This window comes from Arthrobacter sp. TE26545 (assembly GCF_056279005.1).
On record NZ_JBWBQM010000001.1, the window covers coordinates 3,914,694 to 3,926,923 of the forward strand.

The following is a 12,230-nucleotide window of genomic DNA, read 5'->3' on the forward strand; positions in this document are numbered from 1 at the left end:
CCTACTCCTCTGCCTCATCAATGCTGTCCCCGGCCGTACCAAACGCTTCGTTTTCGGTCCAGGTCCGCTTGGACCCGGTGAGGATGATGTCCCAGGTGTAGCCAAGGGCCCATTCGGGTCCGGTGAGCTCATGGTCGTAGTTGGCCACGAGCCGGTCGCGGGCGTCCTGGTCGACGATCGACTGGTAGATCGGGTCCAGCGGGAAGAGCTGGTCGCCCGGGAAGTACATCTGGGTGACGATCCGCTGCGTGAACTCCTGGCCGAACAGGGAAAAGTGGATGTGGGCCGGGCGCCAGGCGTTGAGGTGGTTCTTCCACGGGTAGGCGCCGGGCTTGATGGTGGTGAAGCGGTAGGAGCCGTCCGGGCCCGTGATGCAGCGGCCCACGCCCGTGAAGTTCGGGTCCAGCGGGGCGGGGTGCTGGTCGCGCTTGTGGATGTAGCGGCCCGCGGCGTTGGCCTGCCAGATCTCCACCAGCTGGCCGGCGACCGGGCGGCCGTCGCCGTCGAGCACCTTGCCGGCCACGATGATCCGCTCGCCGAGGGGTTCGCCGTTGTGCTGGATGGTGAGGTCCGATTCCAGGGCGTGCACGTCCTGGTGGCCGAAGGCCGGCGAGTACAGCTCGATGGTCTCCGGGTCCGCGTGGTGCAGGCTCTTGGTGGGGTGGCGCAGGAGCGAGCTGCGGTACGGGGCGAAGTCCAGGCGGGGCTGGGTCTCCGGGGCGGCGCCGTCGCCAAGTTCGCGGCGGTAGGCCTCGCCGAGCGCGGCGATTTCGGCGCTGATGTCCGCCTGCGACTCGGCTGCGGCGTCCAGGACGTGGGCCGCATGGGCTTCGGCGGCCGGAACGAGCTCGTTGTTTTCGTCCTGCCAGTCTGCGTCCTGCGCAGCGATGCCCGGCACAGCTGCGTCCTGCTCCGGGCGGCTGTCGGCGCGGTGCGTGCCATGTGCGTCGATGGTCATGGCCGGCTCCTTTCGGTTGCGTACTTGGTGGTTGCGTTTCGGGGGTCGGTTTCCCCAACTAGCTGGCAGTTGTTGTCGTTTTGAGGGCTCAAAACGACAACAAATGCGAGTCAGTTGGGGGAGCTGCGGGCGTGGTCGTATTGGACGGCGTGGCGCACCGGGGCGTTGGGGGCGCCGTAACCGTCGTAGCCGCCGCGGCGTTCCACCATTTCGAAGAACACGCTGCCCACGGTGGCGGTGTAGAAGTGCAGGAATTCGCCGCTGGCATCGCGGTCGTAGAGCAGGTTGAGCTCCTTCAAGGTGGCCAGGAAGCCGGGCTCCAGGCTGAAGCGGGCGGCCAGGTCCTCGTAGTAGTTGGCCGGGATCTCCAGGAACTCCAGGCCGCGGCTCCTCGCGGCGCGAGCGAGTCCCACCAGGTCGTCCACCGCGAAGGCGATGTGTTCCTGGTAGCTCTTGTGCCTGCCGACCTGCTGTCCTGTGTCATCCTGCTGGATCAGCGGAGCCAGGTTCAGGACCAGGCGCACGGCCCGGTCCGTGGTCTGCATGACCTGCGAGCGCACCAGGCCGGAGGGGCTGGGCACCTCGGCAAACGGCGCGGGTTCCAGGGCCAGGGCGCTTGTGTAGAAGAGCACGGCTTCGTCGAAGTGCTGCCAGGGCTGGGCCAGGTTCACGTGGTCGATCACGGCACCCGTTCCGGCAACTGAGGAGACGCCGTCTCCAAACTCATGAGTCCAGGCCGCCGTGCCGTCCGGGCTGCCCTGGCACAGGAAGATCTCGGTGGAGTCCGGGGCGGCGATGCCCTGGAAGACTTCCTCGTCTGCCTGCACCTTGCGCGGCACCACCGGGGCCTTGAGCTGCTGGGCGCGGGCCGAGGAAATCACCGGGGAGTCGACATCGAAACCCAGCGCCGCGATGGCGGGCTCGGTGTGCGAGGGCGCCTGTTCGTTGATGATCACCCGGGCGTGGCCCATGGTCCACAGCTGCACGTCCTTGGTCCGGTGCCGGCCCTCGAACTCGAAGCCCAGCTGGCCCAGAAGCTTCTCGAGGCTGGCGGTGTCGTCCGCCTTGACCTCCGCGAAGTTGAAGCCGGCCGGTTCGGCCACCTTGGGCAGCGTGGCCAGTTCCATCGGATAACGACGGCGGCCGGTCACCTTCGCCGGGCCCGCCCCGGAGGCTCCGGCGGCGGAGGCTGCGGCAGCACCGGCGTCGTTCGCGTCCAGCCATTTGGCGCTCTGTTCTTCCAGCCAGATCAGCGAGCGCATCGCGTCCACGGCGGTCCGCTCCACGTCGGACTGGCGGAAGACGTCGTTGAAGACCTCCAGCGACACCGGCCCGGAGTAGCCGGCGCGCACCACGTGGCCCATGAACTTGGCGAGCTCGAACTGCCCCTCCCCGGGGAAAACCCGGTAGTGGCGGCTCCAGGAGAGCACGTCCATGGAAAGCTTCGGTGCGTCCGCCACCTGCACGAAGAAGACCTTCTCCGCGTTGATCTTCTCAATCGGTGCGGTGTCCCAGTCGCGGGAAAGAATGTGGAACGAATCCAGGCAGGTGCCCAGGTTCGGGTGGTCCACCATCTCCACCAGGCGGTGGGCGTGCTCGTAGTCGTTGACGTATTTGCCCCAGGCCAGCGCCTCGTACGCCACCTTCACGCCGTGCTCCCCGGCCAGCTGCGCGAGTTCCGCCAGTTGGGAAGCGCGAAGGTCGTCGTCGTCGATTTCGGCGGTGGCGACGTTGCTGCACACCAGCATGGTGTCCATGCCCAGGCGGGACATGAGCTCGAATTTGGCCTCGGCGCGGCGCAGGTTATCGCGGAGCAGTTCCTCGGGGACGCTGTCGAAGTCGCGGAAGGGCTGGTAGAGGTCCAGGCCCAGGCCGAGGTCGGAGGCCATGGTGCGGACGGCCTCCGGGCTGAGCGCGGAGGTGACGAGGTCCTGTTCGAAGATCTCGATGCCGTCGAAGCCCGCAATGGCGCAGGCCTGCATCTTTTCCTTGAGCGTGCCGGAGAGGCAGACGGTGGCGATCCCGGTGCGCATCAGGCGGCCACCGTGTCCTCGGCGGCGATCAGTTCGAGGAAGTGTTCGCGCATCCGGCCGGCGTCGGCGTCGCGGCCCGTGAAGATGCGGAAGGCGTCGGCGGCCTGGCCCACGGCCATGCGCCCGCCGTCGAGCACCCGGCAGCCCTTGGCACGGGCCTCATGCACCAGCTGCGTCTCGATCGGCCGGTAGACGATGTCCGCCACCCAGTGCCGCGCTTCAACGAGGGCCATGTCCAGCGGGGTGCCCGGATGCGCGGCCATGCCCACCGGGGTGCAGTGCACCAGGCCGTCGGCCAGCGGCATGAGCTGCGGCAGCTCCGCCGTCGAGCGGGGCGTCACGGTGGCCTCCGGGAAGAAGCCGGAAAGTTCGGCGGCGCGTTCGGCGCAGCGGGCGGGGTCCGTGTCCACCAGGTCCAGGATGCGGACGCCCGCGGACAGCAGGGCGTACGCGACGGCGGACCCGGCACCGCCGGCGCCCAGCTGCACCACCCGGTCCAGGGCGGCGCCCGGGAGGCCGCCCGCGAGTGCGGCGGCGAAGCCGGAAAAGTCCGTGTTGTGCCCGATGAAGCGGCCGTCCCGGATCAGCACGGTGTTCACGGCACCCAGGCGGCGGGCGTCGTCGGAGATTTCGTCCAGGTGCGGCAGTACCAGCTGCTTGCAGGGGTGCGTGATGTTCAGGCCGTTGAAGCCCAGGCGGTGCGCTGCGGTGAGGAGATCGCCGACGGCGGCACCCGGCAGGGCGAGTTCGAGCAGGTCGATGGGGCGGTAGAGGCAGCGCAGGCCCTGGCGGTCCGCCTCGCGCTCGTGCATGGCAGGCGAGAGGGAAGGCGTGACGCCCTCGCCGATCAGGCCCACCAGATAGGACTCGGCTCGAGTGCTCATGCTCATTGCTCCTTTGACAATTCCGATGGCGAGGGTTCCCGTGAAGCCCGGCGCCTTGCGGTATGAACCAGCTTACACAACATGTTCACATATTGCACTAGTGTTCTAATCGCGAACAAGCTTCGGGCAGATGAGCGCGAACGTACACTTGGGGCCCCCAAAACCGCAGATTTGGGGCCTCAGCTGTACGCTCGCGCAACCCGTCAGCGCTGCGGCAGGCGCGCGGAGAGTTCCGCGGCGGCATCCCTCAGCAGGGGGACCACGGCCTGGAGCTGCTCCACGGTCATCCGGAACACCGGGGCGGCGGTGGCGAGCGAGGCGAAGGCGACACCCTGGGCATTGAGGACCGGCACCGCAATGGCCCGCATGCCCACTTCGTTTTCCTCGTCCATGAGCGCAAAGCCCTGGCGGCGGATCTTCTCGATTTCGGCCCGGAAGGCGTCGCGGTCAGTGATGGAGAATTCGGTGAGTGGCTCCAGTTCGAGCTCCTCGAGCAGTTCGGCACGTTCGTCGTCGGGGGCGAAGGCCACCAGGGCCTTGCCGACGGCGGTGGTGTGCAGCTTGCCGAGGTATCCGGGGTCGCTGGTGACCCGGAACATCTGCGGCCCGTCCACCTTGTTCACGGTGAGGTGGTGGTGGCCGTCCCGCACGGCGAGGATGGTGGCCTCGCCGGTCCCCTCGGTCACCTTCTGCAGAATGGGACGGGACGTGCCGGCGAAGCCGTGATGGTTGGAGACGCGCTGGCCGAGCTGGAACACCCGCAGGCCGAGATGGTAGCGGCGGCCGTCCGGTTCGTAGTCCACGAAGCCGTCGCGCGTCAGGGACCCGAGCAGGCGGTAGGTGGTACTGAAGGGCAGTTCGGCCTGCCGGGAAAGCTCGGAGGCACTGGCCCCTTTGGGCTCATTGCCCAGCAGCACCAGGAGGCCCAGGGCCTTGCCGATCATGTCTGTTTTGGTGTCCTCTTTGACGCTCATGGGGAAAGATTGCCACATCGTGAGAGCTTTAGCTAGATCGTGAGAAGATTTCTTGACAGGTGACCACGCTCACAGTCATCATTTCTATATTGCAAAAACAGTTCCCACATTGTGGGAGCTGTATCGCTGAAGCCTCCAGTCAGGGCTCTCAGCCGAGACGTTCACCGGACCGCCTCCCACCGGCCTCATGAAGAGCAGCCGGGGAAGCGCCACGGACCCCCGCTTCATCCAGATGCGACACCGTCGTCACACCGAAGGAACACCATGAGTCACACGATCCCGTCTACGACGCCGGGAGCCGGCACCGCAGGCACAACGCAGCCGGGGACCCCGAAGAAGGCTGCCCTCGCCAGCTTCCTGGGCAGCGCCGTCGAGTATTACGACTTCTTCATCTTCGGCTCCGCCGCGGCCTTGATCTTCCCGCACGTTTTCTTCCCGAGTGCGGATGCCAACGCGGCGATCATGTCCTTCGCGACCTTCGGCTTCGCCTACGTGGCGCGGCCGGTGGGCGCCGTGATCCTGGGCCACTTCGGCGACCGGATCGGCCGGCAGCGGGTCCTAATGTTCACGCTGGTCCTCATGGGCGCGGCCACCTTCATTATCGGCTGCCTGCCTGACTTCAGGACCATCGGCTGGTGGGCACCCGCCCTGCTGGTGTTCGCCCGGCTGTGCCAGGGCCTTTCCGCCGCGGGCGAGCAGGCCGGCGCATCCTCGATGACGCTTGAGCACGCGCCGGACCACCGCCGTTCCTTCTTCACCTCCTGGACCCTCACCGGCACCCAGGGCGGCCAGATCCTCGCGGCGCTCGTGTTCATCCCCGTGGTCGCCCTTCCGGACGAGATCAAGTACGGCATCGGCTGGCGCGTCCCGTTCTGGCTGAGCGCCGTGGTGGTCCTGGTGGCCTTCTTCATCCGCCGCACCCTGCACGAGCCGCCGGCGTTCGCCGAGGCCAAGAAGCACCACCAGATCTCCAAGCTGCCCGTGGCCGACCTCCTGAAGCTGCACTGGCGCGACGTACTGCGCGTTGTCTGCTGCGCGTTCATTGCCGCCGTCAGCACCGTGTTCGGCACGCTGGCCATCAAATACGCCCAGGACGTGGCCCACGTCAGCAGCACCATTACCCTCTGGCTCGTGGTGGTCGCGAACATCGTGGCCCTCGGCACCCAGCCGCTCTTCGGCAAGCTCGCCGACCGGATCGGCCGCAAGCCCGTGTTCATCTACGGTGCCCTGGCCAGCGCCGTCATGACCCCCGTGTTCCTGCTGACCCTCGAGTCGGGCATGGTTCCGCTGATGTTCCTGGTTTCCGTGGCCTACTTCTCCTTCGGCTACGCCGCCGCGAATGCCGTGTGGCCGTCCTTCTACGGTGAAATGTTCAGCACCCGGGTGCGCTTCTCCGGCCTGGCCATCGGCACCCAGCTCGGCTTCCTGATGGCCGGCTTCGCCCCGGCAATCGTCACCGCGATCGGCGGCACCAAGGCCGGCGGCTGGGTGCAGATCAGCCTCTTCACCGGCGCCATCTGCCTGGTCGCCGCAGTCTCCGCGCTCACCGCCCGCGAGTCCTTCAAGACCCCGACGGCGGAACTCGGCTCGAGGTAGGAACCGCACCACCCGCCGTCGCCCCTTCCCTGGAGCGCGAACGTACAGTTGAGGCCCCGAATCTTCGGATTTCGGGGCCTCAACTGTACGTTCGCGCGGGTTAAACGGAGCCGAAACCGCCTTGCAACATTCGCCCTCCACACTGGAAGTGCCGGCAAACGCTGGCAGCTCCAGCCAAGGAGGCCACCATGTTGAAGGAAGTACCAGTCCGAACCACCCGAATCCGCACCCTCGACCAGCTGCACCGCGGCGACCACATCGAGGCCCGCCTCTCCGTTGGACCCGCGTACGATGACGTCGTCATCCGCAGGGGAAGCGTCCAGGAGACCGCGCCGGGCATCGGCGTCGTATGGATCATGGACCAGCTGAGCGGCCTGCGCAAGGCCATCAACACGGACGAATGCACCCTCTGGCGAGTTGCCTGAGCCAGCCCGCCCAACCGTCTCAACCGCCGGCCACGGACTGGATGATCAACACCTCCTGGCCGGCAGCCACTTCGGTTTCCAAGCCTTTCAAGCGCCGGATTTCCTCGCCGTTGACGTAAATATTCACGTAGCGGCGCAGGGTTCCGGTTTCGTCCCGGAGCCTCCGGGCAAGCACCGGGTAATCTCCGGTCACAGCGTCAAGCAGCGCACCCACCGTCACGGCACCGCCGGCGGGCGCAGTCAGCACGGACTGCCCGCCGGCGAGAGGCTGCAGGACACTCGGCAGCACCACGGTGATGTCAGCCAACGGCGCTCCTACGCAGGAACCGAAGCCGCGGGCACAACCGCGTCCGACACCACTGCGGCCCGGACGCAGAGCACATCCGGCAGGTGCGAAACCACCTCGGTGAAGCTCTCGCCCTCATCCGCACTGGCGTAGACCGCGCCGCCCCGCGTCCCGAAGTACACGCCGACCGGTTCCGCCGTGTCCACCGAGGCGGCGTCGCGCAGCACCGAGTTGTACTCGTGGTCCGGCAGCCCGGTCTCAAGCCGCTTCCAGGACCTGCCGGCGTCGTCGGTCCGGTGCACGGCGAGCCGGCCGTCCGGCGGTATCCGCTCGCCGTCGGCCTTCAGCGGGACCACCCATGCGGTTCCGGAACGGCGCGGGTGCGTGAGCATCACGAAGCCGAAGTCGGCGGGCAGGCCCTCCGCGATCGATTCCCAGTTCTCGCCATCGTCATCGGTGCGGTACACCCCGTGGTGGTTCTGCGCGTAGAGGCGGCCGTCGACGGCAGCATCCGCGGCGATCTTGTGCACGCACTGGCCGAACTCCGGGTTGGGGTCCGGCATGAAGTAGGCCGAGATCCCCTTGTTCCGGGCCTCCCAGGAGGTACCGCCGTCGAGCGATCTGTAGACGCCGCCGGTGCTCATGGCGATGTGCACCTTCTCCCCGCTCGGGTCCACCACGATCGAGTGGGCTGCGGCGCCGCCGTAGCCGGCGCCCCATTCGCTGCGGTGCGGGTGGTCCCACAGCCCGCGGTTCAGTTCGAAGTGTTCACCGCCGTCGGTGGACTTCCAGACGGAAATCGGCTCGCAACCGGCCCAGACGACGCCGGGCCGGGACTCGGCGTCGGGGTAGATCTGCCAGACGCGCTCCAGGGCGGCCTCGGTGTCTTCGGGAAAGGAAATGGCGCCCTGTTCCGGTTCGGTCCAGGTGGCGCCAAGGTCATCGGAGTGGGCAACCGTTGGCCCCCAATGTTCGGACCGCACGCCGACCATGATGCGCGGGGAATCCCCACGGGTATCGATCCCGATGCTGGGGATCTCGCTCATGAGGAAGTGCGGGCCGTTGAGGGACCATTCCTTGCGGTCCGTGCTGTGCGCCAGCCACAAGCCTTTTTTGGTCCCGATCGCCAAGATGTAACTCTCTGCGTTAGCCATGGTCCCCATGCAACCATCCGCACCTGCGGGCCGCAACGGTTTTCTTTGCCGCTGGCCTCACGGCTTCGTGGCGGGCCCCAATGCTGCGCTGATTGCCTCGAACATCGCCGCGGCCGCCGGGCCCGCCACGGGGTCGACGGGCAGCGCCGTTGAGGAGAACTTCACGCCGACGACGCCGGTGCGCCGGTTGATGTAGACCATCTGCCCGTGGATGCCGAGGCAGTAAGCCGTGTCAGGGTCGTCGGACAGGAACCAGAACTGGCCGCGGTACCGGCCTCCCGGCATGCCCTCGGATTCCTTGCCGGCCGCGAATGCCTCGGCGGAGTCCGGGCCCCCGGCGAAGATGTCGTCAACCCAGGCGGTGTCCAGTACGCGTTCGCCGCCCAGGGAGACGCCGCCGTCGCGGATCATGGCGCCGAACAGGGCCATGTCGCCGAGGGTGGCGCAGATTCCGCCATCGAACATGCCGGTGCCGGAGGAATCAACCGTGATGAACGCGTCATGGCGGGCCCCGAGCCGCAGCCACAGCACCTCGGAGGCGAGTTCGGCGAACGGCCGGCCACTGGCCGCTTCGCACAACCAGCCGAGCACGTCGGTTTCGCAGCTGCGGTATTCGAAATGACCGCCGTGCTCCCGCGCCAGCTCGAGCGTCGGCAGGAATTCCTTGAGTGTTGCGGCCCCGCCGCGCGCCGGTGCCCAGCCCACGGCCTCATCTAGTTGCCGCACCTCGGAAGACGGGTCGAGGTACTCCTCCGAGAACCTGATCCCACTGCGCATGTCCAGCAGGTCCCGCACGGTGGCGCCCCGGTAGCCGCTGCCGACTAGCTCGGGAATGTAGTGCTCCACCGGACGCGCGGTGTCGATCTTTCCCTGCCCAACCAAGACGCCGACAACCGAGGAAACAACGGACTTGCTGACGGACATCAGCAGATGCCTGGTTCCGGCATCCATTCCGCCGAAGTATTCCTCGGCGAGGACCTCGCGGCTGTGCATGACCAGCCAGGCATCCGTGTTTGTTCCCGCCAGGACGCCAGCAACGGTATCGACCGAACCATCGGGCAGGGTGACGGTCAGTTCTTTGAGCCTGCGGGCTCCGGGCCCGACGCCGGACGGTCCGGCACTGCTGGCGGCCGCACCCCCGGCGCGGATCACCGCGCTCGGAAACAGCTCATCCATGTGCAGGAACGACCACGCCAGGTTGCCCGGTTCCTGCCAGTTTCGAACACTGATGCCGAGTTGTTCCGAAGCGGTGCCCATCATGCTGTTTTCCTCCATTGGAAATCTTTAAGCGAAAGCCATTCGCTTAAAGCCTACGCACGGCGTCAACAGCAGCAGGCCTGCCTTAGTCCACGAACTCCGACTGGGTTTCGATGAAGTCCCAGTCCGCCGCACTCAGGCCGCCGCCGGGATCGTCCGGATGCGGTCCGCCCGCTTCAGCGATTCCCTGAAGGACCGTCAAAGGCAGCTCCGTGACCCGAAGGTTTTCCCGCAGCCATTCCTTGTGCTCCAAGTCCAGATCCAGCCACCACATGAAGATTTCCACGCGGACCACCCCTTTCTGTGCCTTAACGCTAGGCCCGGCCGGGGCACTCTTCAAGGTCCGCCAAGCCTGTTCATTGGCCTGGCATCGCGCGACAATTTGAGTATGTCTGACGGCTTCAGCGGACGGGACCCGTTGCTTCTCGGCATTGTGCCGGAGCAGCATCCCGAGGTGTTCCAGACGGCAGCCACCTTCGCCCAGCGCCTCAACGCGCCCTTGGTGTGCGCCTATGTGGACGAGGCCAGTTACCTCGTCGAATGGGACCCCTCCCGGGACACCCACCGATTGTCCCTGCACCCGGAAAAGGACGACGCCGACATCGCCGCCGTGCGCCAGGGACTGAAGGGACGCATTACCGAACTCGCCCAGGGCAGCGGCCTGGAATGGACCCTGCGGCTCCTGGCCGGCGATCCCGCCCGGGCGATCGGCCGGCTCGCCGCGGAACTCAACGCCTCCATGATCATCGTGGGCAGCCCGGAGCCCGGGATCGGGCACCGCATCTCCGAGGCCCTGAACGGTTCGGTGGCGTCCTGGCTGAGCCACCACCAGAGCCGGCCGGTGCTGATCGTGCCGCTCGCCAAGGCGGTCCAGGCCCGGCACGCGCACCGGGCCGGGGACGAGATGGACGAGGACGGCGAGGACGGTTCCGCCGCGTCGTGACGCGCCACGAAACCGCCCGGGAACGGGCCTGGAAGGCCAAAACAGGACGGTTGAAACTAAAGCAAAAGTACTTATTCGAGGTGGTGGCGGTGCGGGAAATCGGCACGTAAGCTGATTGTCAGCAGGAACCGCAAGGCACCTGTCCAAAGGCCGCTCCGGAGTGCGTATCCCCCAATAACGCACTCCGGAGCTCTTTTGTTTAAGCCCCGTGTCGCGGTCTTAGCAGTGTCTTTGTTTGAGCCGTGTGGGCAGCGACGACGGCGGGTGGCCACCCGGGCGGCTAACGCGCCGGGGTGGCCACCCGCCGTCGGGGGCTGTCAGGCTAGACGAACTGGTACAGCAGCACCGCCATGCCGAAACCGACCACGGAAAGCACGGTTTCCAGCACCGTCCAGGTCTTCAGGGTGTCCTTGACGGACATGTTGAAGTACTTGGAGATGATCCAGAAGCCGCCGTCGTTGACGTGGCTGGCGATGATCGAGCCGGAGGAGATGGCGATGGCGATCAAGGCGAGCTGCGGCTGGGAGTACTGACCGGCCGTGAGCGCCGGGGCCAGGATGCCGCCGGTGGTCACGATGGCCACGGTGGCCGAGCCCTGGGCGATGCGCATGCCGCAGGCGATCACGTAGGCGGAGAGGATCACCGGGAGGCCGGCCGTGGACAGGGTATCCGCAACGGCCTTGCCCACGCCGGTTGCCGAGAGCACGGCACCGAAGAAGGCGCCGGCGCCGACAACCAGCAGGATCATGCCCACCGGCTTCAGGGAGGCGGAGCTGAGTTCGGACAGGTCCCTGGCTGTCATGCCGCGGCGGATGCCGAGCAGCCACATGGACAGCGCGACGGCGACCGTCAGGGCGATGGCCGGGTTGCCGAAGAAGACCAGGACGTCGCGCAATGTGCCCTGGGGCAGGAAGACGTTGCCGAACGTTGCGCCGAGGATCAGCAGCATCGGCAGGCCGATGGCCAGTGCCACAAGGCTCATGGGCGGCTCGTGCCCCTTGGCTTCCTCGGCCTCCGGGATCACACGGTCTTCGGGGACGGTGACATAGACGCGCTTGCCGATCCAGGTGCCCCAGAGGATGCCGGAGGCGAACCAGGCGGGGATGCCGCAGGCGAGGCCCATGATGATGATCCAGCCGAGCTCCACGTGGAAGAGCCCGGCCGCGGCCACGGGGCCGGGGTGCGGGGGCAGGAAGGCGTGGGTCACCGAGAGGCCCGCGAGGAGCGGCAGGGCGTACAGGGCCAGCGACTTCCCGCCACGCACCGCGGCCACGTAGACCAGCGGTGCAAGGACGAAGATGCCGATGTCGAAGAAGACCGGGATGCCCAGCACGAAGCCGGTGACACCCATGGCAATCGGGGTGCCCCGCTCGCCGAAGACCTTCACGAGCTTGCCGAGCAGGACTTCCGCGCCGCCGGATCGTTCGAGGATGGCGCCGAGCACGGTGCCGAGGCCGATGATGAGGGTGATGTGGCCGAGGATGCCGGCGAAGCCCTTTTCAATGAGGGCATCGCCGCTCTTGACGGGGGAACCGACGAGGGCTTCGACGGTCACGCCGCCTACGAGGGCCACGAGGACGCTGGTGCCCACCAGGGCGATGAACGGTTCGACCTTGAGCCTGATGATCAGGAAAAGCAGGAGCGCGATGCCCACCCCTGCCAGGAGGAGCAGGCCGGCTGTGTCGTGCCGCAGCCAGTCCAGGAATTCATTCATTGATTT

12 protein-coding genes are annotated in these 12,230 nt (G+C 67.0%); 3 read left to right on the forward strand and 9 right to left on the reverse strand.

From position 1 onward, the window contains the following. Nucleotide 1 precedes the first annotated feature (1 nt). From pcaH to ACZ9CK_RS17885, 4 genes are all read right to left on the reverse strand, one after another. The gene (gene pcaH, locus ACZ9CK_RS17870; RefSeq protein ID WP_476050661.1) at nucleotides 2-958 is read right to left on the reverse strand and encodes a protocatechuate 3,4-dioxygenase subunit beta; all 957 of its coding nucleotides are present in this window, start codon (nucleotides 956-958) and stop codon (nucleotides 2-4) included. Nucleotides 959-1,068: 110 nt separating this feature from the next. After that, nucleotides 1,069-2,991, reverse strand: a complete 1,923-nt coding sequence (locus tag ACZ9CK_RS17875) for a bifunctional sugar phosphate isomerase/epimerase/4-hydroxyphenylpyruvate dioxygenase family protein (RefSeq protein WP_426300917.1) — start codon at nucleotides 2,989-2,991, stop codon at nucleotides 1,069-1,071. Continuing rightward, nucleotides 2,991-3,875 carry a shikimate dehydrogenase gene (locus ACZ9CK_RS17880; protein ID WP_476050662.1) on the reverse strand — a complete coding sequence of 295 codons (885 nt, stop codon included), beginning with the start codon at nucleotides 3,873-3,875 and terminating at the stop codon, nucleotides 2,991-2,993. Before ACZ9CK_RS17880 ends, ACZ9CK_RS17875 begins: the two co-directional genes overlap by 1 nt. A 203-nt stretch (nucleotides 3,876-4,078) precedes the next feature. Further along, nucleotides 4,079-4,849 carry an IclR family transcriptional regulator gene (locus tag ACZ9CK_RS17885; protein WP_426300921.1) on the reverse strand — a complete coding sequence of 257 codons (771 nt, stop codon included), beginning with the start codon at nucleotides 4,847-4,849 and terminating at the stop codon, nucleotides 4,079-4,081. A 264-nt stretch (nucleotides 4,850-5,113) separates the two neighbouring features. On the opposite strand from ACZ9CK_RS17885, the gene ACZ9CK_RS17890 reads away from it, so the two are divergent. Both ACZ9CK_RS17890 and ACZ9CK_RS17895 read left to right on the forward strand, forming a co-directional pair. Beyond that, a complete protein-coding gene (locus tag ACZ9CK_RS17890; RefSeq protein ID WP_476050663.1) occupies nucleotides 5,114-6,445 on the forward strand; it encodes an MFS transporter in 1,332 nt (443 codons plus the stop codon). A 188-nt stretch (nucleotides 6,446-6,633) separates the two neighbouring features. Next, nucleotides 6,634-6,870 (forward strand): hypothetical protein, encoded by a 237-nt coding sequence (locus tag ACZ9CK_RS17895; RefSeq protein ID WP_074588815.1) that lies wholly within the window; start codon nucleotides 6,634-6,636, stop codon nucleotides 6,868-6,870. Nucleotides 6,871-6,889: 19 nt separating this feature from the next. On the opposite strand, the gene ACZ9CK_RS17900 is transcribed toward ACZ9CK_RS17895, so the two are convergent. The 4 genes from ACZ9CK_RS17900 to ACZ9CK_RS17915 form a co-directional block, all read right to left on the reverse strand. Then, nucleotides 6,890-7,177, reverse strand: a complete 288-nt coding sequence (locus ACZ9CK_RS17900; RefSeq protein ID WP_426300925.1) for a MoaD/ThiS family protein — start codon at nucleotides 7,175-7,177, stop codon at nucleotides 6,890-6,892. A gap of 8 nt (nucleotides 7,178-7,185) precedes the next feature. Continuing rightward, a complete protein-coding gene (locus ACZ9CK_RS17905) occupies nucleotides 7,186-8,319 on the reverse strand; it encodes a WD40/YVTN/BNR-like repeat-containing protein (RefSeq protein ID WP_426300927.1) in 1,134 nt (377 codons plus the stop codon). A gap of 48 nt (nucleotides 8,320-8,367) precedes the next feature. Then, complete coding sequence (locus tag ACZ9CK_RS17910) at nucleotides 8,368-9,585, reverse strand: serine hydrolase domain-containing protein (RefSeq protein ID WP_476050664.1); 1,218 nt, start codon at nucleotides 9,583-9,585, stop codon at nucleotides 8,368-8,370. A gap of 67 nt (nucleotides 9,586-9,652) precedes the next feature. After that, complete coding sequence (locus ACZ9CK_RS17915) at nucleotides 9,653-9,853, reverse strand: hypothetical protein (protein ID WP_426300931.1); 201 nt, start codon at nucleotides 9,851-9,853, stop codon at nucleotides 9,653-9,655. A 102-nt stretch (nucleotides 9,854-9,955) separates the two neighbouring features. On the opposite strand from ACZ9CK_RS17915, the gene ACZ9CK_RS17920 reads away from it, so the two are divergent. Next, nucleotides 9,956-10,510 carry a universal stress protein gene (locus tag ACZ9CK_RS17920; RefSeq protein ID WP_426300933.1) on the forward strand — a complete coding sequence of 185 codons (555 nt, stop codon included), beginning with the start codon at nucleotides 9,956-9,958 and terminating at the stop codon, nucleotides 10,508-10,510. A 322-nt stretch (nucleotides 10,511-10,832) separates the two neighbouring features. Here the strand turns inward: ACZ9CK_RS17920 and ACZ9CK_RS17925 are convergent, their stop codons facing one another. Then, nucleotides 10,833-12,224, reverse strand: a complete 1,392-nt coding sequence (locus ACZ9CK_RS17925) for a GntP family permease (RefSeq protein WP_426300935.1) — start codon at nucleotides 12,222-12,224, stop codon at nucleotides 10,833-10,835. Nucleotides 12,225-12,230 lie beyond the last annotated feature (6 nt).